The following is a 20,311-nucleotide window of genomic DNA, read 5'->3' as shown; positions in this document are numbered from 1 at the left end:
CGCGCGACATGCAGGAAATCGGCCAGGCGCCGATGGCTAGCCGGGCGCCCAGCCGCAACTGGCTGCCGCCGGCCGGCGATGCCCGGCCCGGCCCGCGGAACGAGCCGGCCGGCCGCGCGCCGCGCCAGGAAATGCCGCCCGCCGCCGGCCGCCAGCCGGCGGCCGCCGCGGGCGAGCCCTTCGGCCTGCCGCCGGTCGCCGGCGGCGCGCGCCGTCGCCGCGTCGGCCAGCGCCGTCGCCAGGCGCTCGGCCGACGGGGCCGGCCAGATCGCCTCGATGGCGCCCATTTGCCGGTAGTTCTCCGCCCCCGGGGCGAAGATCGGCGAACTGGCGGCCAGCTCGACCAGGCGTTCGTGGGCGATCTTGGTCACCCGCGCCATCGCCCGCAGGTCCATGACCCGGACCTGGACGTCGGCCAGCGCGTAGGCGCGGTCGGCCATCAGCCCGTAGGACAGGAAGCCGCCGCTGACCGCGTTGGCGGTGACCAGCGCGATCGACGGATGATCCTGGCGGCGGGCGAGATCGACGCAGCGCGCGAGATGCGCCAGCGAGCCGTTGAGGCACAAGAGTTCCTGGCCGCGCGACAGCGCCTGGCCGGAGGTGTCGACCAGGAAGACCAGCGGCCGGCCGGGATGGTGCTCGACGGTGTCGAGCACGAAAGCCGCCAACGCCAGCGCCATCCGGTGGTCGATCGCCGCGGCGTCGGTGGTGCCGAGCACAGCGACGGTGCCGGTGGCGGTCTCGGCAGTGCCGGTCAGCACCTGGCGGTCAACGGCCACCGCGTGGCCGGCCGGGAACAGCCCGTCGAGAATGTCGTTGAGGCTCATGTCGGCAATCCTTCCTTCAGGGCGACCAGTTCGTCGCGTTCGAGCAGCGGCACGGATTGGGGGTCGGCGACACCGAGCGCGGCCCAGACCTCGAGGCCGTCGCGCAGCTGGCCGTAGGCGGCCAGGCGGTTTTCGAGGCGCCGCTGGCTGGCGCGCAACTCGGCCAGCGAGGGCGGTGGTTCGCTGTGCTCGCCGAGGTAAGCGACGGCGCCGGCGCGGAAGGCAGCGAGGTCGTCGTCGACCAGCATCGCGCAGTCGCCCATCAGATAGCGATGCTTGCCGCCGGTGATGCGCCAGACCAGGGCGCGGTCTTTCGAGTCGAATTCCTCGACGCCCATCACCGTCTCGATGACCTCGGGGCCTGACAGCGCCAGCCGCCCTTCCTCGGAGATCAGGATTGCCGAGCACAGCTTGGCGACGATGCCCATGCCGCCGAAGGCGCCGCAACTGCCGCCGACCAGTGCGACAACCGGGACGCCGGCAGCGCGCGCATCGAGCACGGCGCGCATAATCTCGGAAATGGCGATCAGCCCGGCGTTGGCCTCGTGCAGCCGAACACCGCCGGAATCGATCAGCAGCAGCACGGCAGCCGGCTTTTCTTCAACGGCGCGGCGCAGCAGGCCGACGATCTTGGCGCCGTGGATTTCGCCGACGGCGCCACCCATGAACTGGCCTTCCTGCGCCGCGACAAAAACGGCCTTTTCGGCCAGTCGACCGCAGCCGATGACGACGCCGTCGTCGAAGGCGCCGGGCAGGTCGAGCTGGGCCAGATGCGGGCTGGGTTCGGCGGCGGCCGGCGGCAGGATCTCGGCGAAGCTGCCGGCATCGAGCAGGCCCTTGATCCGGGCACGGGCGGTCGCCTCGAACCAGCTCCGGCGGGCGAGCGGCGCGTTCATAGCTGACCTCCACGGTATTCGGCCAGCGCCTGGGCGAGGCGCAGCGTGACGACGGCGGGCGTCGCGCCCATGTCGTTGATCGCGATCGTCGTGCCGCCGGCGGCGTGGGTCGCGGCGAAGTCGCCGAGCACGGCGCGCCAGGTGTCGGCGAAGCCGCGCGCCGAGGTCTTGATGCTCAGTCGGCAGGCGGCCGGGTCGTCACCGGTGCGGATCAGGATTTCCAGGTTGCCGGAGCCGACGACGCCGCACAGCGCGGGGGCAGCGGCGCTACCGGCCGGTTTTGAGTCGAAACGAAAGTCCAGGGTTTCCATGGCGATCACCAATTGCGGAAGCGGGAAGGCGGGGCGTAGAGGCCGCCCGACCAGCGCACCAGATCCTTCACGGAACGGGCGGCGAGCAGGTCGCGCGAGGCCTGACGCGGATCGATGCCGAGGTCTTCGGCGCGGCGGATGACGCCACGGTCGCGCAGATTCTCGACCGCGCGGATGTCACGGGCGCGGCCGACCGGCGTGAAGCCGGCGACGCCGCGGATCGCCTGCTCGCGCTCTTCCGGAGAACGGCAGAGCAGCAGGTTGGCGATGCCTTCCTCGGTCACGATATGGCTGACGTCGTCGCCGTAGATCATGATCGGCGGCAAGTCGGCGCCCATGACTTTCTGCAGTTGCCAGGCGTCGAGCTCCTCGACGAAGACCGGCGCCATGTGCTCGCGGAAGGTCTCCACCATCTGGACGACCAGCTTGCGGCCGCGCGTGGCGTTCGGCCCGTAGGCCTCGCGCCCGGCCTTCAGCCAGGCCGGGCTGGCATGGCGGCGGCCGTGCGGGTCGGAGCCCATGTTCGGGGCGCCGCCGAAACCGGTGATGCGGCCCAGCGTCGCCGTCGAACTGTTGCCGGCCAGGTCCATCTGCAGCGTCGAGCCGATGAACATGTCGCAGGCGTAGAGGCCGGCGGTCTGGCTGAAGGCCCGGTTCGAGCGCATGCTGCCGTCGGCGCCGATGAAGAAGACGTCCGAGCGGGCGGCGACATAATTGTCCATCCCCACTTCCGAGCCGAAGCAGTGCACCGATTCGACGAAGCCCGATTCGATGGCCGGGATCAGCGTCGGGTGCGGATTGAGCGCCCAGTGGGTGGCGATCTTGCCCTTCAGGCCGAGGTCGGCGGCGTAGGTCGGCAGCAGCAGCTCGATCGCCGCAGTGTCGAAGCCGATGCCGTGGTTGAGGCGCTTGACGCCGTACTCGGCGTAGATGCCCTTGATCGCCATCATCGCCATCAACACCTGGACCTCGGTGATCTGCGCCGGGTCGCGGGTAAATAGCGGCTCGATGTAGTTGGGCTTCGGGGCGAGGACGGTGAAATCGACCCAGTCGGCCGGCACGTCGACACGCGGCAGCTTTTCCAGGCGCTCATTGACCTGGGCGATGACGATACCGCCCTTGAAGGCGGTGGCTTCGACGATAGCCGGCGTGTCCTCGGTGTTCGGGCCGAGGTAGAGGTTGCCGGCGGCATCCGCCGCCTGCGCCGCGATCAGCGCGACGCTGGGCGTCAGGTCGAGGAAGTAGCGGCCGAACAGTTCGAGATAGGTGTGGATCGCGCCGATCTCGATCCGCTGTTCCTGCACGAGTTTCGCCACCCGGGCGCCCTGCGGGCCGGAGAAAGAAAAGTCGAGGCGGTTTGCCAGGCCGCGCTCGAAAAGGTCCACATGGCTCGGGAGAGCCAGGACTGACTGGACCAGACTGAGGTGATGGAGACGCGCCGGGTCGCAGTCAGCCAGCGACTCGGCGAGGAAATCGGCCTGCTTCTGGTTGTTGCCTTCGAGACAGACACGGTCGCCCGGCTGGATCACGGCTTCGAGCAGGTCGATGGTGCGGTCGACCGGGATTTCCCTGCCAAAACCGAGGCTCGCCGCCCGTTCGAGACGGCGGTTTCGGCTCTGGCGCAGGGTATCCCACTGACGGGAGAGGGGTGCGTTCATGGTCGTCCTTCCGCCCAATCAGGCACCGCTGTACTGCGATGGCAGCCAGGTGGCGATTTCCGGGAAGAAACACAGCAGCACGATGCCGAGCACCATCAGCAGCAGGAAGGGGACGGTACCCCACATGATTTCCTTGAGCTTGATGTCGGGCGCGATGCCGCTGATCACGAACAGGTTGAGGCCGACCGGCGGGTGGATGAGGCCCATTTCCATCAGGATGGTCATGATCACGCCGAACCAGATCAGGTCGAAGCCGAGCGCCTTCATGGCCGGCAGGATGATCGGCGTGACCATCAGGATGATCGCCACCGGCGGCAGGAAGAAGCCGAGGACGATGAGCAGGATGTTGACCCAGAAGAAGAACTCCCACTTGGTCATTTCCAGCGAAATCATCCAGGCGGCGGCCGACTGGGTGATGTGCAGGTAGCTCATCACGTAGGTATAGAGGAAAGACATGGCGATGATCAGCATGATCATCGACGACTCGCGGGCGGTGCCGGAGAGGATGACCTTGAGGTCGCTCCAGCGCCAGCAACCGTAGATGGTCATCACCATCAGCAGCGCGCCGAAGGCGCCGATGCCGGCCACTTCCGACGGCGTCGCCCAGCCGCCATATAGGGCGACCATGACGATGACGATCAGGCCGAGGAAGGGCGCCAGGCGGGGCAGGGTCTCCAGGCGTTCCTTCCAGCTGTACGACTCCTCGGCCGGCAGGGGGCGAGCGGTTGTCCGGCTCGAGCTGATTTTCTCGTTCTTTTCGGCCCAGGACTTGTACATCACCCAGATCGAGAACAGCGCGGTCAGCAGCAACCCGGGGCCGACGCCGGCCATGAACAGCTTGCCGATCGACTGCTCGGTGGCCAGGCCGTAGAGGATCAGCGTCAGGGACGGCGGAATCAGGATGCCCAGCGTGCCGCCGGCGGCGATCAGGCCGGTCGCCAGGCGTTCGGAATAGCCGCGCTTGCGCATTTCCGGAATGCCCGAGGAGCCGATCGCCGAGCAGGTCGCCGGCGACGAGCCGCACATCGCGGCGAACACCGAGCAGGCCAGCGTGTTGGCCAGGCAGAGGCCGCCCGGCACCTTGTACAGCCAGCGGTTCAGCGAGTTGTACAGATCCGAGCCGGCGCGCGACTTGCCGATCGCCGCCCCCATCATGATGAACAGCGGAATGGTCAGCAGCGTGAAGCTGTTCAGTTCCGAAAAGATGGTTTCGGCAACGATGGAGAGCTGTGCTGCCGGCATGAAGAAGAACATGAAAATCAGGGCGACCGAACCGACGGCGAAGGCGATCGGCATCCCCGAGAACAGAAAGCCAAAGGTGGCGGCCGTGTAAAGCAGGCCCAGTGTTCCGACGCTCATTTGCGCTCTCCTGATTGGTCGTGCTGGATGCGTTCGATGGCCACCTGGATGGCGGCGTTGTGTTGCGGCGGCGGCTTGTGGGAGCGCATCGCTTCGGGCAGCGAGTCTTCGATGAACTGGACGAAAACCTGCAAGGCGAGCGACGTCATGCCCACCGCCATGGTGGCGAAAACCGGCCACATCTTCGGCGACCACGACGTATCGCTCATGCGGCCCTCATCCCACGCTTCGTGGAAGAGGTGCCAGCAGTTCCAGGCGATGAAGGCGCAGAACAGGAAGGACAACAGGTCGGAAAAGGCCATCCGCCACTGCGTCCAGCTATGGGGCGTGATCTCGTCGAGAATTTCGATCGTGACGTGGCCGCGATTGAGCTGGGTATGCGCGGCAGCCAGGAAACTGGAAGCGATGAGCAGCATGACGCAGAGCTCGATCTCCCAGTCGGTCGGCCAGGCAAAGAAATAACGGACTGCGACCTCGAAGACGAGGATGCAGGTAGCGACGACGATCAGAAAGGCCGACAGGTAACCTGTCGCAATGTTGAACGCCTTGACCGCGCGACTGATGAATTGTCCGGGACTCATGATTCACCTTTCGAAAGGGACACGGCCGGGGCAAGCCCGGCCGCGGATTTACTTGACTGCCAGCGCCATGTCGAGCAGCGCGCGGCCGTTCTTGATGTTCTCGGAAAAGTCCTTGAACGCCGTCTGTTCGGCAACGCCGCGCCAGGCCATGAATGCCTTGTCGTCCATATCGACGACCTTGGCACCGGCCTTGGCGAACACCTCGGCCATGCGCTGATCGTCCTTCTTGGCTTCCTCGACGCCGAATTTCTCGAGGCTGGCCCCGACTTCGCTGATGATCTTCTGTTGATCCGGTGTCAGCGAGTCATAGAGGCCCTTGGAAATCAGCAGCGGCTCGAACATGAACCAGAAGCTCTTGTTGCGGGCCGAGGTCGCGAACTTGGTGAATTCCTGCAAACGGAAGCTGATCAGGGAAGTGCTGGAGGTCAGGGCCGCATCGAGCACGCCGGACTGCATGGCGCTGTAGATTTCCGAGGAAGGCATGCCGGTTACCGCCGCGCCGGCGCCCTTCAACATCTGGTCCATTTCCTTGCTGCCGCCACGAAACTTGAGCCCCTTTGCGTCCTCCGGACTGACTACCGCCCGCTTGGTCGAAGCAATGCCGCCGGCCTGCCAGACCCAGGTCACGATCTTGATGTTCTTGTCGGCGAGAATGCGGTCGAGCTCCTTGCCGATCGGCGCAGTCTTCCAGCGCATTCCCTGCTCGTAACTGCTGACCACGGTCGGCATCAGCGTGATGTTGACCTCGGGAATCTCGCCGCCACCGTAGGCCAGCGGCACCAGGCTCATGTCCAGGGCGCTCTTGCGCAGGGCGCCAATCTGGCTGTTGGTCTTCATCAACGAACTGCCCGGGTAGATCTCGAACTTCAGGCTGCCCTTCGACTGCTTTTCGACTTCGGCGGCGAAGCGGCGAACCAGGCGGTCACGAAAATCGCCCTCTTCGTTTGAAGCGGCCGGGAACTGGTGCGAAATCTTGATGACGCGCGGCGTCTGGGCATATGCCGAAGGCAGGGTGCAGGCAAATGCGGCGGCAACCGCGGCCAGCGTAAGTTGACGTTTGGTCTTGCTGATCATGAAAAGCTCCTCCAGGGTTGATATGGCTGCGACGGTGAACCTCACTGGCTGGCTTATCCTCATTTCAGGAATACCGCACTGTTGTTTTGTGTTCAAAAATCACCGTTGTGTATACAAGATAGACAATGATTGAATACTGGTCAACTAATTTCGTATAATTTAATCGTCGCCATCTGCAGGATCACGAACCATGAACAGCCCTGTCGAAATCCCTGCCAACACCCGCCAGTCGGAACGCCTGGGGGAACTCATCGAAGAACGCATCGTGACCGGCGTCTATCCGCCCGGAACGCGACTGGACGAGCAGGAGCTGGCCGATACCTTCGGCGTTTCACGAACGCCGGTCCGCGAGGCGTTGATCCAGCTGGCCTCGGTCGGCCTGATCGAGATCCGGCCGCGGCGCGGCGCGACCGTCCCGGAAGTCGGTGCCGAAAGGGTCTGCGAAATGTTCGAGGTGATGGCCGAACTGGAGGCCATGTGCGGCCGTCTGGCCGCCCGCCGCATCACCCCCGGCGAACAGGCGGCGCTGCAGGAAGCGCATCGGGCCTGCGAAGCGGCGCGCGATGCGAACACCCCGGATGTGTACTACCAGCTGAACGAGGTTTTCCACCAGCGCATCTACGAGGCCAGCCACAACAGCTTCCTCGTCGAGCAGGCGACGGCGCTGCACCGGCGCCTGCGTCCCTACCGTCGGCTACAGCTGCGCGTGCGCAACCGGATGGCGTCATCGTTCAACGAGCACCAGGCGATCGTCGACGCCATCACCAAGGGGGACAGCGACCTGGCTGCGGCCCAGTTGCGCGCCCATGTCACCGTGCAGGGCGAGCGCTTCGCCGACCTCGTGGCAACCCTGCGCGACTTCAACGCAGGCGCCTAGGCAGCCTCAGCCGATCAGGCTGTAGAGCATCTTGGTGGCCAGCAGGGCGAGAAAGCCGCCGAAGGCCCGCTTCAGCTTCTTGACCGGCAGCTTGTGCGCCAGGCGGGCGCCGACCGGCGCCATCAGGATGCTCATGACCACGATGCCGACGAAGGCCGGCAAGTAGATATAGCCCAGCGTGTATGGCGGCAGCCCGACATCATTGAAGCCGGCGACGATATAGCCGGTCGCACCCGCCACGGCGATCGGGAATCCGAGCGCGGAAGAGGTGCCGACGGCCGCGTGGATGGCCACGTTGCAGAACAGCATGAACGGCACCGACAGGAAACCGCCGCCGGCGGCGACCAGGCTGGAGATGCCGCCGATCACGCCGCCGGCGGTGAACAGCCCGAGCGGGCCGGGCAGTTGCCGATGGGCGTGCGGCTTGAAGTCGAGCATCATCTGCAGCGAGGCGTAATAGACGATGACGACGAAGATTGCCGTCATCGGCCCCGTCGGCACCTGGCCGGCCACCAGCGAACCGCCGAAGGTGCCCAGCACCAGGCCCGGCGCCAGGCTGCGGACGACATCCCAGCGCACCGCACCGTGCGCGTGATGGGCGCGCATGCTGGAAATCGAGGTGAAGACGATGGTCGCCATCGACGTGCCCAGCGCCAGGTGCATGACATGCTCGGGCGGGAAATTCTGCGCGACGAAAAGCATGTACATGAAAGGCACCAGCGTCAGCCCGCCGCCGACACCGAACAAGCCGGCGACGAAACCGCCGAAAATGCCGAGCAAGGGGTAGCTCAACCACCAGATTGTCATTGCCGCTCCATCAGTTGGGTAATGAACGTCCATTCCTCAGGGGTCACCGGCGTGATCGACAGGCGGTTGCCGCGGGCGAGGAGGCGCATGCCGGCGAGTTCCGGGTGCGCCCGCAGTTCGGCCAGGGGAATGTAACGCGACTTGCCGACGAAACGGACATCGCGCAGCCACCAGCGCGGCTTGTCCGGGCTGGATTTCGGGTCGAAATAGGGGTCGACCGCAACGAACTGGGTGGCATCCGGATAAGGCTCGGAACAGACTTCGCAGATGCCGGCAATGCCCGGTTCGGCGCAGCCGGAATGGTAGAAGAAGGCGAGGTCGCCGATCCGCATGGCGTCGCGCATGAAATTGCGCGCCTGGTAGTTGCGCACGCCGGTCCACGGCACCGTCTGCCCCGGCGCGGCAGCGAGGTCGTCGATCGAGACGTCCTCCGGCTCGGATTTCATCAGCCAGAACTGCATCGCTTCAGGAAAGGCGTTCGATCATCTTCTCGGATAAAAAAAGGCCCCCGCGAGTGCCGTCAGACCGGCATCCTGAACCTGGGTTCAGAGTGGCTGCTTTCCTTCCGCTTCAGGACCACCCGACGAAGGGCGTTCACAACAGCGGTTTCAATGGTCCGCAACCGATGCCAATTAGCATTGGTTCAAGGAATCTATGGTCTAGACAAACACCGCAGGGGACGCTCGGCGGGCGGCGCCGGGGTCAACAGCAAATGACTACAGGTCCAGTTGCTGCTGGGGCGCAAGCACGGCATCGATCCGTGCTCCCATGTCGTCGATTCTACGCTTTGCGTCGGAAGTATCAACCGCATAGTCGATTTCCGGCACCGCCGCGACCGGCGGCCGGGACAGGTGTTCGTGCGCGATGTTCAGCGCGGCCATCACCGCCACGCGCTCGGCGATGGTCGTCCTGGTGCGCTGGGCGATCTCGCGCATCTTGCCGTCGACCAGGTCGACCGCGGCCAGCAGCGCCTCGCGTTCTTCCGGCGTGCAGGCCACGCGATACTCGCGGCCCATGATCATGACATCGAGGAAATTCGGCTCCGCGCTCATTTCAGGCATCCTCGGGCAGCTTGTCCATCAGACCTTCGAGACGCTCGCGGGCGACCGTCATCGTCTGGCGCAGATGCAGGCGTTCGGCCTCGGCCGCCGCCATCTGGTTCTTCAGCACTTCATTCTCGGCGCGCAACTGGTGAACCAGGGCGACGACCTGTTCGATCTTGTTTTCGAGCGCATCGAGTTCGGTATTCATGGCGCGCACTATAGAGGCTGAAAGCCCGCATGGTCAAGGACTAAGCCTTTATTCTGAAAGTGCTTTGTCGGAATCGGCGACGCAAGTTTCTGGTGCATCGCAGCAAGCGGCCATGTAGAATGCGCGCCGTGTCAGGTGCTGCGGAAGGATTCTCCGACCGCGGATAAACGGGAAAGCGGTGCGTCCATCGGGACAACTCCGCTGCTGCCCCCGCAACGGTAAGCAAGTGCGGGCGCGCCACAACGCCACTGGGTTTCGGCCTGGGAAGGCGGCGCGTCAAGACTTGCGAGCCCGGATACCGGCCTGGGACAAACCAGCGGAAGTGCCACGGGGGTGTGGCGCCGGTCTCCGACCTGCGTGCGTTCTCCCGGGACTTCCTTGTCCAGTCATTCCGGTATGCGGGGACGCCTGCCGGCCAAGGGAGAATCATGAATCCACGTCTCACGCCGCTCGCCGCGGCACTGTCCATTGCCTTCGTGACGCCGGTGCACGCCCAGAGCGCCGACCTCGACCCGGTGATCGTCACCGCCACCCGCTTCAGCGAAGCCGACACCAACGTCGCGGCCAACGTCAGCGTCATCACGCGCGACGACATCCGCAACACCCCGGCCCGCGACCTGCCGAGCATGCTCAAGGGCAGCGCCGGCGTCGACGTGCGCGCCCTCTACGGCAGCCTCGGCATCGATTCGACGATCGACATCCGCGGCTTCGGCGAAACCGCCGGCAGCAACACCCTGATCCTGCTCGACGGCCAGCGCATGAACCCGATCGACATGGGCAGCGTCAGCTGGTCGGCGATCCCGCTCGACAGCGTGCAGCGCATCGAAGTCATGCGCGGCGCCGGCACCGTGCTGTACGGCGACAAGGCGACCGGCGGCGTGGTCAACATCATCACCGACAAGTCGGGCACGCCGCGCTTCGGCGCGACGGTCGGCATCGGCAGCTACGACACCCAGACCGTCGACCTCAACGGCGCCTTCGGCAACGAAACCGGCTACGCCAACGCCTTCGCCCACTACGCCCACACCGGCGGCTGGCGCGAGAATTCGCAGGCCGAGCAGGCCGCACTCAGCGGGCGCGGCGGACTCTATATCGGCAAGGGCGAAGCCTTCGTCGACTACGCCGTGTACAACGACCATTCCGGCTTGCCCGGCTACCTGCTGAGCGCCGCGTACCAGAACAATCCGAAAACCTCGACCAGCCCCTACGACTCGCAACGCAGCGACGGCTACCGCCTGCGCCCGGGCGTCGCCCTGCCGCTCACCGACACCCTGCGCTTCGAGGCCGAAGTCTCCTACGACCGCCAGAACCAGCACGCTAACTACGTCTCCTTTTCCAGCCAGGCCGACCGCACCCGCGACAACTGGTCGGTCACCCCGCGCCTGCGCTGGCAGCACGGCCTCGGCAGCCTGAAGAGCGAAACCGTGGCCGGCATCGACTACTACTCCGGCGAGGTCAACGCCACCTACACGACCGCCGCTTCCCAGGGCGCCAAGCAGGACAGCACCGGCTTCTACTTCCAGAACATCACCGAATGGGTCGCCGGCCTCGCCACGACCCTCGGTGCGCGCAGCCAGCGCGTCGACCAGTCCGCCTCGCAGGATGCCTTCATGGGCTTCTTCGGCATGCAGCCGGCGATGTACGGCAGTGCCGAATACACCCGCAGCGCCTGGGATCTCGGCCTGAGCTACGCCGGCGACGGCTGGCGCGTCTACGGCAAGGGCGGCACCACCTTCCGCTTCGCCAACACCGACGAATTGTTCGGCTACGATCCGTTCACCGGCAACCCGACCTTCGCCGGCAACCTCAAGCCGCAGACCGGCACGCTCGGCGAAATCGGCGGCAGCGTCACGCTCGGCCCGGTCAAGGGCCGCGCCGCGCTCTACCGGATGGATCTGGAGGACGAAATCGCCTACGACGGCTCGCTGTTCTCTAACGTCAATCTCGACAAGACCCGCCGCCAGGGCCTCGAACTCGAAGCCGACTGGCGCATCGTGCCCTCGCTGCTGGCCCGCGCAACCTACACCTACACCGACTCGACCTTCCGCGAAGGCATCTACGACGGCAAGCAGGTGCCGCTGGTTCCGCACAACAAGGCGGCGGCCCGGTTGACCTGGGACGGCGCCGCCCTCGGCCAGTACACGGCGGTGGTCAACTACGTCGGCGAACGCTACTACAGCGGCGACTTCGCCAACGCGCTGGACAAGCTGCCCGGCTACACCACGGTCGACTTCATGGCCGGCTGGAATTTCAAGCCGTGGTCGATTTCGGCGCGCCTGCTTAACGCCTTCGACAAGAAGTACTCGCCCTACGCCGGCTATTCGACCTTCCAGTCGGACTATTATTACTACCCGGCCGATGGTCGTACCTTCCTGATGACTGCGAGCTACAACTTCCGCTGATGCCCACCCGCCGCCGCGCCTTCCTGACCCTCGCCGTCCTCGTGCCACTGGCACTGGCGAGTTTCTGGGCGGCGCTGGCGGCCGGCAGCATTGCCCTGCCGGCGGGCGACGTTCTCGCCGCCCTGCTCGGGCAGGAAGCACCCGGCGCCGACATCGTCCGCCAGCTGCGCCTGCCGCGCGCCCTCGCCGGCTTCGCCTGCGGCGGCCTGCTGGCCCTGGCCGGGGCGCTGATGCAGGTGTTGCTGCGCAACCCGCTGGCCGACCCCTACATCCTCGGCATTTCCGGCGGCGCCGGCGTCGGTGCCTTGTTCGCCATCATGATGGGCCTGCCGGCGCTCGGCATCGACGGCCTCGCCTTCGCCGGGGCGCTCGGCGCCATGCTGCTCGTCTTCGGGCTGGCGCACGGCGATGGCAGCTGGACGCAGACGCGCCTGCTGCTGACCGGCGTCATCGTCGCCGCCGGCTGCGGCGCCCTGATTTCCCTGATGCTGGCGATCGCCCCGGAAGACCGCCTGCGCGGCATGCTCTTCTGGCTGTCCGGCGACCTCGGCCAGGCGACCAGCGCCTGGCCGCCGCTGGCGGCGTTGGCCATCGCCCTGACCCTGGCAATGCCCTTCGCCCGCGAACTCAACCTGCTGGCGCGCGGCCTGCTGCAGGCGCAGGCGCTGGGCGTTGCGGTCCACCGCCTGCGCTATGCCGTTTTCCTGCTCGCCTCGCTGGCCACCGCCGCCTCGGTGACGACCGCCGGCTCGATCGGCTTCATCGGCCTCGTCGTCCCGCACCTCGTGCGGCTGGCCACCGGCAACGACCAGCGCCTGCTGCTGCCGGCCTCGGCGCTGGCCGGCGGCGCCCTGCTGATGCTCGCCGACACCCTGGCGCGGACGCTGATCGCCCCGCAGCAACTGCCGGTCGGCGTGCTGACGGCGCTGATCGGCGTGCCGGTCTTCCTCTTCCTGCTGTCGCGGCAGCCGCGATGAGCGCGCCACTGCTGACCGCCAGCGGACTCTCGGTCGACATCGGCGGCCGTTGCGTCGCCCGCGCGCTCGACCTCACCGTCGAAGCCGGGCAGCGGCTGGCCATCCTCGGGCGCAACGGCGCCGGCAAATCGACCCTGCTCGCGACACTGGCCGGGCTGCGCGAACCGGGCGCCGGCCGCATCGAACTGGGTGGCGCCCCCTATGCCGCGCTCACCCCGCGCGCTGCAGCGCTGCGCCGCGCCTGGCTGGGCCAGACGCAAGCCGACCCGTTCGGTTCGACGGTGCTCGAAACCGCGCTCACCGGCCGCCACCCCCATCTCGGCCGCTGGGACTGGGAAAGCACGCGCGACGCCGACCTGGCGCGCAGCGCCCTCGCCGCCGTCGGGCTCGCCGGCATGGAAGAACGGCAGATCCACACCCTCTCCGGCGGCGAACGGCAGCGCCTGGCGATCGCCACCCTGCTCGCCCAGGCGGCGCCGCTCTACCTGCTCGACGAGCCGCTTGCCCACCTCGACCTCAACCACCAGATGGCAGTGCTCGAACTGTTTGCCGGTGCGGCGCGTGACTGCGGCGCGGGCGTCGTCATGGTTCTCCACGACCCGGCGCTGGCGCACCGTTTCTGCGACCAGGCGCTGCTGATCGACGGTGCCGGCAACTGCGAACTGGGTGCGGTCGACGCCGTTCTGACCGCCGAAAAGCTCAGCGCCCTCTACGGCTACCGGCTGCGCCAGTTCGCCTGCGCCGGCCAGCGCTGCTTCATCCCCGACTAGGGGGTGTCATAGTAGGCGACGAGCTGCCGGTTATGGTGACCGCCCCCTGACGATGCCCGGCGTCAGCTGGAACAGCTGACCTCCAGCCCGCTCGCCCAGTCGGGCGGCAGCGTGGCGTAGTCCGCAAATTCCGGCTGCTCGTCGAATGGATGGCGCAGGCAGGCGAGCAGGCGTTCGACCTCCGAGAAATCCCTGTCCTGCGCCTTGCGGATCGCCACCTCGGCCAGCCAGTTGCGCAGTACGTATTTCGGATTGGCGGCGCGCATCGCCACCTGGCGCGCGTCGTCGCCCCAGGGTGTCTGCGCCAGGCGGGCGCGCCAGTTGGCGAGCCAGGCATCGCACGCGGCGCGGTCGACGAACTGGTCGCGCAGCGGGGCGTCGGTTTTGGCCTGTTTTTCGCGGTCGACCGCAGCAGGCAGTTGCGACAACGCGCGGAAGAACTGCGTGAAATCCGGGCGATGCTGCTGCAGCAGGCCGAAGGTCTCGCCGATGAAGGCTTCGTCGTCCGGCAGGGCAGCGAGGAAACCGAGCTTGGCGCACATCAGCTGTTCGAAACGGGACTCGAAGGCGCGGCCGAAATGGTCGTCGACCGCCGCCTGCGCCGCCGTCGGCTTGCCGATCAGCGGCAGCAGGGCATCGGCCAGACGGTAGAGGTTCCACTGCGCGACGTGCGGCTGGTTGCGGAAGGTGTAGCGGCCATGGGTGTCGGAATGGTTGCAGATATGCCCGGCGTCGAAGGCCTCCATGAAGCCGAAGGGGCCGTAGTCGAGGGTCAGACCGAGAATGGACATGTTGTCGGTGTTCATCACCCCGTGCATGAAGCCGACCGCCATCCAGTGCGCCATCAGCTCGCCGGTACGGCGGGCGACGTCGGCCAGCAGCGCCGCGTACGGATTGGCGGCTTCGCGACATTCAGGGCGGAAGGTGGCGATCACGTAGTCGGCCAGCTGGCGCAATTCGGCCGTGCGCCCGCGCGCCGCCCAGTGCTCGAAGGAGCCGAAGCGCACGAAGCTGGGCGCGACGCGGGCGACGACGGCGGCCGTCTCGATCGCCTCGCGGCGCACCGGCAGGTCGGCGCCGACCACCGAAAGCGCCCGCGTGGTCGGGATGCCGAGCCCGGCCATCGCCTCGGAGCAGAGGAATTCGCGGATCGACGAGCGCAGCACGGCGCGCCCGTCGGCGCCGCGCGAATAAGGCGTGCGCCCCGCCCCCTTGAGCTGGATTTCCCAGTGCCCGCGCGCATTCTTCAGGCCGCCCAGCAGGTGCGCCCGGCCGTCGCCGAGCTGGCCGGCCCAGACGCCGAACTGGTGCCCGGAATAGACGGCGGCCAGGACGTCGCTGCCCGGCGGCAGGCGGTTGCCGGCGAAGATTTCACAGAACTCGGGGCGCCTGATTTCGCCGGGGTCGAGGCCGAGCAGTTCGGCCACCTCGGCACTGGCGCCGACCAGGTAGGGCGCCGGCAGGCCGAGCGGCGCCAGGCGCGTGTAGAAGGCCTCGGGCAGGCCGGCGAAGCTGTTGTCGAAGGCGAGGTCTTCGAGGCGAAGGGTTTCTGGTGCGTTCATCGGGTGACCAAACAATCTGAAAAATCGGAGCTGGCTTTGAGAGTGGTACAAACGCCGATGGTTCGGTATTTCGCGCGCTCACCACTCGGGGGCGCCGCTCCGGTAAAATCGCCGACGCTGCCCTCCTGAAAGCCGAGCCATGAGCGATATTCCCAGTCAGGTTTCAAGCCTTGCACAGATCATCCAACTGGCCGTCGCTCCGGTTTTTCTGCTGACCAGCGTCGGCGCCCTGCTCGGCGTACTCTCCAGTCGCCTGGCACGCATCATCGACGCCTTTCACCGGATCGAGAAGGAACTGCTGGAGGAATCGCCGATGAGCGACCGCATCCGGAACCTGTCATCGGTCGTTTCGCTGTCGCGCCGCGCAAAACTGATCCACTGGGCGATCATTCTGTGCACCACCTGCTATCTGCTGGTTTGCCTGGTCGTCGTCGCCCTGTTTGTCGGCCACGAACTGCAGGTCGACGTCTATGCCAAGATCGGCGGCTTGTTCATTGCCGCCATGCTGACCCTGATTACCGCGCTCGGCTGCTACCTGCGCGAGATCACGCTGGCGACCAGCGTCATCGAAAACCTCAAGCGCTCCGCCCTGAGATTCGACGGCCGGCTTTAGGCGGTCTTGCGCCGCGCCAGCTCGCGGAAGCGGTTGGGCAGCCCGAGCACCAGGCGGCCGAATTCGTCGAGCAGCGCCTGGTCGACCGCATCCGGCCGGATCGCCTGGGTGTTGCTGCCCAGGCGTTCGAGGTTGCGCGATTCGAGGATCACGTTGCCGTTGGCGAAATCCGCCTTCCAGCGGGCGCTGACGGCGACCTGGCCGTTGACCTGGAATTCGGCGCGCTCGACGTAGCTGCGTTCGTTCTTGAATTCCTTGCACGAGAACTGCAGGCCGTAATCGAACAGCGCGGTACGCAGGCGCTCGACGCCCGGACCTTCGCGTTCGATCGTGAAGGTGACCGGCGCCGCCAGCTGGTAGGAAAGCGTGACCAGCTCGACCATAGCCCCGGCGCTCTGCGACTGGGTGCGGTAATCGGCGAAGCCTTCCTGCCAGACCAGATCCTGGAAGACGACATCGCCGGCCGCCGTGTAGTCGCGCGGGATGGCCGGCTTGACGATGTTGAGCTGCTGCACGAGATCGTGCAGGTAGAAGAACATGTACTTGAGCGTCTGCTCCAGGGCGTTGTTGCTCGCCGAACGCTCGGCCAGCTCGGTATGCAGTTCGCGCTGGCGGACGGCCGCCTGGCGGCGCAACTGGCCGAGCAGGCTGCTGCCTTCGACGATGGTCTGCGGATCCTGCCCGCCATCACCTTGGCCACCGGCCGGCCGGCGGTCGAGGTTGCGCACGGCCCCGCTCGGCACGATCTCGGGAAAGGCGAGCGCCGCGTTGCTCATGCCGCCCAGGCTCGCCAGCTGCTCGCGGCGCGCCTGCCGTTCGGCCTCGTTGAGGTCGAAGGCCTCGATGTCGGCGATCAGCGAGGCTTCCAGGCCGGCGATGTCGCCGACATGGGCCGTGCGGCGCTCGCGCTTGGCGCGGATGGCATCGAGAATCCTGCTCGACTCCTCGGTTTTTTCCGATTGACTCATGGCACGGACGAAATCTGGTTGGACACGAAAAGATAGTGGAGCGAATCGCCGGCAAATGCAATACGTGCGGCGCCGGCAGCCGGCTTCAGGCAGCGAGCTGGTCGGCCCAGTCGCGCAGCGTGGCGGCGACCAGCTGCCACTCCCGTTCATGGGTCACGGCATGGCCCATGCCACGGAAGATGTGGACCGGCAGGCCGTAGCTGTGCCCGGTCGACTGGACCAGGAAGGCCGGCACCAGGACGTCGTGCTCGGCGCCGAGAATCAGCATCGGCGGCCGGTTCATCGCATGCAGGACGGGCAGGTTGAACATCGACATGTCCCAGATCGCCCGGTGCGATTCGGACTGCATCCGGCCCAGCCAGACGGCGAGCATCGCCTCGTCCACCTCGCCGGCGAACAGCGCCTCGCGCAGCGTCGTGGTGTCGGCATAGTCGCCGCCCATGATGCTGTTGAGATCCATGAACAGTTGCGGCTTCTGGAACAGCAGGTGGAACTGGGCGGCGACCAGCCCCTGCGGTGGCACCGAGCAGACAAGGGCGGCGCCCGGCACGGTATGACGCTCGAGGTACTTCTGGACGACGAAGCCGCCCATCGAATGGCCGATCAGCACCGGCGCCTCGCCCAGCCAGTCGACGACGGTGGCGACGTCGTCGACATAGTCGGCGATCGAGTGCCAGTCGAGACGGTCGCGCCCGTCGCTGCCGCCGTGGCCGCGCAGCGACAGGGCATGGCAGGGGTAGCCGGCGGCGGCCAGGAAGGGCATGAAGGTGTCGGTCCACATCCAGCCGCCGGCGAAGGCGCCGTGGATGAAGAGGAGGGGAGGACGAGCGGTCTTGCGTGCCGGCAGGCAGGAAAAGACCTCCAGGCCGGCGATTTTTTCGGTTTTTGTCATTGCAGCTCGATTGTTGGGTGAAGCATGTTTAAATGGGGCTCCCGAAGAGTAGCGCAAGTCGACATGCTGAAGTGGATTCTGACCCTGGTCGTCGCCATTTTCCTGCTGGGCATCATCGCCCCGCATGCCGCGCGCTTCATCCGTTTCGGCCGGCTGCCGGGCGACATCGCCTGCCGCTTTCGCGGCCGCACCTACTACCTGCCGTTCGCGACGACGATCATCCTGTCACTGATCGTCCTGATCGTCTCGCGCTTCCTCTAGCAGGTGCCTGACGGCGGCTACGCGCGCCGCGTGGATGCGCTCGGGAATTTTCGCCTTGTCGGCGCAGGCGGCGGCGATTTTGCCGGCGTCCACGCCGTTGACCGCAGCCAGCACGGCCAACAGGCGCTGCGGGCTGTCGTAGGGGCGTTCCTGCCAGCCCAGACGGCCGTTGTAGTCGCTCTGGCAGGCCTGCAGCAGCTGCCGGAAGCGCGCGGGTCGGCGCAGCGCATCGGTGCGTTCGAGCAGGGTCACCAGCGTCGTCGCCCGCAGGTCCGCGGCGCGGTGGATGTCGCCGTGGTAGCGCGCGGCGAGCAGGGCGAGGTCGCGGCAGTCGCTTGGCACCCGCAGGCGCTCGCAGAGGGCGGTGGCCAGGCGCACGCTGCGCGCCTCGTGGCCGATGTGGCGCGGCAGGATGTCGGCCGGCGTCGTCGCCTTGCCGAGATCGTGGGTCAGCGCGGCGAAACGCACCGGCAAGGCGTAATTACGGCGCGCCGCCTCGTCGACCACCATCATGGTATGGACGCCGGTATCGATTTCCGGATGGTAGTCCGCCCGCTGCGGCACCCCGAACAGGGCCTCGACCTCCGGCAGCAGGCGGGCCAGCGCGCCGCACTCGCGGAGCACCGCGAACATGCGCGACGGCTGTGCCTCCATCAGCCCCCTGGCCAGCTCCTGCCAGACGCGCTCGGCGACCAGGTGGTCGACCTCGCCGCTGGCGACCATGCCGCGCATCAGGTCGCGGGTTTCCGGCGCCACCGAGAAGTCGTCGAAGCGCGCGGCGAAGCGGGCGAGACGCAGGATGCGCACCGGGTCCTCGGCGAAGGCCGGGCCGACGTGGCGCAGGATTTTGGCCTCCAGATCGCGTCGACCGCAGAAGGGGTCGATCAGCGTGCCGTCGGGCGCCTTCGCCATCGCGTTGATGGTCAGGTCGCGGCGCGCCAGGTCTTCTTCCAGCGTGACGTCGGGCGCCGCGTGGAAGGCGAAGCCGTGGTAGCCGCGGCCGGTCTTGCGCTCGGTACGGGCGAGCGCGTATTCCTCGTTGGTGTCGGGATGGAGAAAGACCGGGAAATCCTTGCCGACCGGGCGGAAACCCCTCTCCAGCATGGTCTGCGGGCTGGCGCCGACGACCACGTAGTCGCGGTCGGCGACCGGACGGCCGAGCAGCTCGTCGCGCACGGCGCCGCCAACGATGTAGACGTTCATTGGCGGCCCGGGGAAATTATCTTCCGGCCCGGTAGCGGAAGCCGTCGAGCTTGCCCTTGGGCGTGTTGTGGGCGATGTAGGTCGGGGCGATGGCTTCCAGCGCCGTCGGCCGCCAGTTGGGCGGCAGGTTGCAGCTACCGTCGCAGACGTTGTCGACCTGCATCGAGCGCAGGTTGTCCGGCGACATCAGCGGCTTCGGCGATAGCCACATGAGGCCGGCCTGCAGGTAGGCGAAACCCTCCGACAGCGGAATCACCTTGGCCGTGCTGCCGACCAGGCCGGCGGTGTAATCGACCAGCTCGCGCAGCGTGTAGATCCGGGGTCCGACCAGTTCGTAGGCCTGGCCGAAGGTCGCCGGGTTGCCCAGGCTGTCGACGAAGGCGTCGGCCACGTCGGCGACCCAGACCGGCTGGAAGCGGGCGTGGCCGAAACCGAGCGGGAAGAACGGCAGCTTGCGCAGCACGCCGGCGAACATCGCCAGGAAGGAGTCGCCGAGACCGAACATCACCGACGGGCGGAACACCGTGACGTCGAGGTCGCCGCGCGCAGCCAGCACCGCCGCCTCGCCGTCGCCCTTGGAGGACAGGTACTCCGACGGTCCCTTGGGGTTGGCGCCGAGCGCACTCATGTGCACCAGGCGGCGCACGCCGGCCTTCTTGCAGGCGGCGACGATCTTCTTCGGCAGTTCGACGTGGGCCTCGGCGAAGTCCTTGCTGTACGGCAGCTGGACGTCGCGGCTGTGCAGGATGCCGACCAGGTTGATCACGGCATCCTGGCCCTGCATCAGCGAAACCAGCACCTCTTCGGAGTTGATGTTGACTTCCGGCATTTCGACGTTGGGCTGGATGATCAGCGCCTTGGTCCGCTCGCGGCGGCGCGTCGGGATGGTGACCTCGACGCCGCGCTGCGACAGCCGATTGGCAATGTAGGTACCGACGAAACCGCTACCCCCCAGCAGCAAGACCTTCTTGATGTCCATTTGGAACCCCGGAAACTGTTCTTAAAGCCGTGATTTTAAGGCA

General features: G+C 66.8%; 22 protein-coding genes, 1 other RNA gene and 1 riboswitch. Of the genes, 6 read left to right on the top strand and 17 right to left on the bottom strand.

The annotated features are described in order from the left end of the window. The 7 genes from mdcE to dctP all read right to left on the bottom strand — a co-directional run. Positions 1-827 (bottom strand): biotin-independent malonate decarboxylase subunit gamma (mdcE, locus tag GH660_RS13200; protein ID WP_153147132.1); only part of this gene is annotated, 827 nt, incomplete at its 3' end. Further along, on the bottom strand, positions 824-1,723 hold the full coding sequence (locus tag GH660_RS13195) for a biotin-independent malonate decarboxylase subunit beta (RefSeq protein ID WP_153147131.1): 900 nt from the start codon (positions 1,721-1,723) through the stop codon (positions 824-826). The genes GH660_RS13195 and mdcE, both read right to left, overlap by 4 nt. Continuing rightward, positions 1,720-2,034, bottom strand: coding sequence for a malonate decarboxylase acyl carrier protein (gene mdcC / locus GH660_RS13190; protein ID WP_153147130.1), 315 nt, complete (start codon positions 2,032-2,034; stop codon positions 1,720-1,722). The genes GH660_RS13195 and mdcC overlap by 4 nt, the downstream gene beginning before the upstream one ends. 5 nt (positions 2,035-2,039) lie before the next feature. Further along, entirely contained in the window at positions 2,040-3,692 is a 1,653-nt protein-coding gene (gene mdcA, locus GH660_RS13185) for a malonate decarboxylase subunit alpha (RefSeq protein WP_153147129.1), read from the bottom strand. Positions 3,693-3,710: 18 nt separating this feature from the next. Further along, the gene (locus tag GH660_RS13180; protein ID WP_153147128.1) at positions 3,711-5,051 is read right to left on the bottom strand and encodes a TRAP transporter large permease; all 1,341 of its coding nucleotides are present in this window, start codon (positions 5,049-5,051) and stop codon (positions 3,711-3,713) included. Further along, positions 5,048-5,632, bottom strand: a complete 585-nt coding sequence (locus GH660_RS13175) for a TRAP transporter small permease subunit (RefSeq protein ID WP_153147127.1) — start codon at positions 5,630-5,632, stop codon at positions 5,048-5,050. The genes GH660_RS13180 and GH660_RS13175 overlap by 4 nt, the downstream gene beginning before the upstream one ends. Positions 5,633-5,680: 48 nt before the next feature. Next, positions 5,681-6,706 carry a TRAP transporter substrate-binding protein DctP gene (dctP, locus tag GH660_RS13170; protein WP_153147126.1) on the bottom strand — a complete coding sequence of 342 codons (1,026 nt, stop codon included), beginning with the start codon at positions 6,704-6,706 and terminating at the stop codon, positions 5,681-5,683. A gap of 190 nt (positions 6,707-6,896) precedes the next feature. On the opposite strand from dctP, the gene GH660_RS13165 reads away from it, so the two are divergent. Continuing rightward, a complete protein-coding gene (locus tag GH660_RS13165) occupies positions 6,897-7,583 on the top strand; it encodes a GntR family transcriptional regulator (protein ID WP_153147125.1) in 687 nt (228 codons plus the stop codon). Between the two features lie 6 nt (positions 7,584-7,589). Here GH660_RS13165 and GH660_RS13160 read toward each other — a convergent pair whose 3' ends face one another. The 5 genes from GH660_RS13160 to GH660_RS13140 all read right to left on the bottom strand — a co-directional run bounded on the left by GH660_RS13160 (position 7,590) and on the right by GH660_RS13140 (position 9,641). Continuing rightward, positions 7,590-8,390, bottom strand: coding sequence for a sulfite exporter TauE/SafE family protein (locus GH660_RS13160; RefSeq protein ID WP_153147124.1), 801 nt, complete (start codon positions 8,388-8,390; stop codon positions 7,590-7,592). After that, entirely contained in the window at positions 8,387-8,836 is a 450-nt protein-coding gene (locus GH660_RS13155; RefSeq protein WP_228276491.1) for an EVE domain-containing protein, read from the bottom strand. The genes GH660_RS13160 and GH660_RS13155 overlap by 4 nt, the downstream gene beginning before the upstream one ends. A gap of 55 nt (positions 8,837-8,891) precedes the next feature. Continuing rightward, a non-coding RNA gene (ssrS, locus tag GH660_RS13150) (6S RNA) lies at positions 8,892-9,072 on the bottom strand. A gap of 34 nt (positions 9,073-9,106) precedes the next feature. Next, positions 9,107-9,442 carry a cell division protein ZapA gene (locus tag GH660_RS13145; RefSeq protein WP_153147122.1) on the bottom strand — a complete coding sequence of 112 codons (336 nt, stop codon included), beginning with the start codon at positions 9,440-9,442 and terminating at the stop codon, positions 9,107-9,109. A 1-nt stretch (position 9,443) separates the two neighbouring features. Next, positions 9,444-9,641 (bottom strand): hypothetical protein, encoded by a 198-nt coding sequence (locus tag GH660_RS13140; RefSeq protein WP_153147121.1) that lies wholly within the window; start codon positions 9,639-9,641, stop codon positions 9,444-9,446. Between the two features lie 116 nt (positions 9,642-9,757). Then, positions 9,758-9,963, top strand: a riboswitch (cobalamin riboswitch). Positions 9,964-10,069: 106 nt separating this feature from the next. Between GH660_RS13140 and GH660_RS13135 the strand changes: the two genes are divergently transcribed. The 3 genes from GH660_RS13135 to GH660_RS13125 are packed head-to-tail and all read left to right on the top strand — an operon-like array spanning position 10,070 to position 13,790. Continuing rightward, positions 10,070-12,043, top strand: a complete 1,974-nt coding sequence (locus GH660_RS13135) for a TonB-dependent receptor (protein ID WP_153147120.1) — start codon at positions 10,070-10,072, stop codon at positions 12,041-12,043. Then, positions 12,043-13,020 carry an iron ABC transporter permease gene (locus tag GH660_RS13130; RefSeq protein ID WP_153147119.1) on the top strand — a complete coding sequence of 326 codons (978 nt, stop codon included), beginning with the start codon at positions 12,043-12,045 and terminating at the stop codon, positions 13,018-13,020. The genes GH660_RS13135 and GH660_RS13130 overlap by 1 nt, the downstream gene beginning before the upstream one ends. After that, entirely contained in the window at positions 13,017-13,790 is a 774-nt protein-coding gene (locus tag GH660_RS13125; RefSeq protein ID WP_153147118.1) for an ABC transporter ATP-binding protein, read from the top strand. Before GH660_RS13130 ends, GH660_RS13125 begins: the two co-directional genes overlap by 4 nt. Before the next feature lie 62 nt (positions 13,791-13,852). Here the strand turns inward: GH660_RS13125 and GH660_RS13120 are convergent, their stop codons facing one another. Further along, the gene (locus tag GH660_RS13120; RefSeq protein WP_153147117.1) at positions 13,853-15,352 is read right to left on the bottom strand and encodes a YdiU family protein; all 1,500 of its coding nucleotides are present in this window, start codon (positions 15,350-15,352) and stop codon (positions 13,853-13,855) included. 139 nt (positions 15,353-15,491) lie between these two features. Here GH660_RS13120 and GH660_RS13115 point away from each other — a divergent pair, with 139 nt between their 5' ends. Continuing rightward, entirely contained in the window at positions 15,492-15,965 is a 474-nt protein-coding gene (locus GH660_RS13115) for a DUF2721 domain-containing protein (RefSeq protein WP_153147116.1), read from the top strand. Here GH660_RS13115 and GH660_RS13110 read toward each other — a convergent pair. Both GH660_RS13110 and GH660_RS13105 read right to left on the bottom strand, forming a co-directional pair. After that, entirely contained in the window at positions 15,962-16,933 is a 972-nt protein-coding gene (locus GH660_RS13110) for a hypothetical protein (RefSeq protein ID WP_153147115.1), read from the bottom strand. The genes GH660_RS13115 and GH660_RS13110 overlap by 4 nt on opposite strands. A gap of 85 nt (positions 16,934-17,018) precedes the next feature. Further along, a complete protein-coding gene (locus tag GH660_RS13105; RefSeq protein WP_153147114.1) occupies positions 17,019-17,825 on the bottom strand; it encodes an alpha/beta hydrolase in 807 nt (268 codons plus the stop codon). Positions 17,826-17,888: 63 nt separating this feature from the next. Here GH660_RS13105 and GH660_RS13100 point away from each other — a divergent pair, with 63 nt between their 5' ends. After that, complete coding sequence (locus GH660_RS13100; protein ID WP_153147113.1) at positions 17,889-18,086, top strand: DUF2905 domain-containing protein; 198 nt, start codon at positions 17,889-17,891, stop codon at positions 18,084-18,086. Here GH660_RS13100 and GH660_RS13095 read toward each other — a convergent pair. Both GH660_RS13095 and GH660_RS13090 read right to left on the bottom strand, forming a co-directional pair. Continuing rightward, on the bottom strand, positions 18,051-19,289 hold the full coding sequence (locus GH660_RS13095; RefSeq protein ID WP_153147112.1) for a multifunctional CCA addition/repair protein: 1,239 nt from the start codon (positions 19,287-19,289) through the stop codon (positions 18,051-18,053). The two genes, GH660_RS13100 and GH660_RS13095, sit on opposite strands and share 36 nt — an antisense overlap. 16 nt (positions 19,290-19,305) lie before the next feature. Next, complete coding sequence (locus GH660_RS13090) at positions 19,306-20,268, bottom strand: complex I NDUFA9 subunit family protein (protein ID WP_153147111.1); 963 nt, start codon at positions 20,266-20,268, stop codon at positions 19,306-19,308. Positions 20,269-20,311 lie beyond the last annotated feature (43 nt).

It is taken from the genome of Dechloromonas sp. H13 (genome assembly GCF_009469615.1).
Taxonomy (GTDB): Bacteria; Pseudomonadota; Gammaproteobacteria; order Burkholderiales; family Rhodocyclaceae; genus Azonexus.
Note: the sequence above shows the minus strand (reverse complement) of the source record. Positions and strands in the feature narration are given on the sequence as shown.